We start from the raw sequence: 284 nt of genomic DNA, 5'->3' as shown, positions 1-284 counted from the left end.
CTACGTCAATCTTTATCCCATTGCTGACGTCCTTTCTTCGCCAATAACCAATGTGAACAGATCGAGAATCGGGAAGGTCTTTGTAAATGATGCGCGGATATTCGTTAAAATCATCATCCACATGCGCATAATCATATTGAATGGTGGGTCCATCAGAACGCTCGACCTTTTCTAAAAGCCATTGATTGAAACTTTTAGGTCTTCTAATAAAATACGAAATGATGCGGTCATCACTCGTCTTAATCTCAATTTTTTCGTTATGATGGCCGTCGTACTCTCGCTTA

General features: G+C 40.1%; 1 protein-coding gene. It reads right to left on the bottom strand.

Annotated features, from left to right (window positions below; genetic code table 11):
* Nucleotides 1–284 (bottom strand): hypothetical protein (locus AOM43_RS08590; protein ID WP_152618853.1); only part of this gene is annotated, 284 nt, incomplete at both ends.

The sequence above is a fragment of the Parachlamydia acanthamoebae genome (assembly GCF_000875975.1).
Taxonomy (GTDB): Bacteria; Chlamydiota; Chlamydiia; order Chlamydiales; family Parachlamydiaceae; genus Parachlamydia; species Parachlamydia acanthamoebae.
This window is presented reverse-complemented; position numbering and strand designations above follow the sequence as displayed.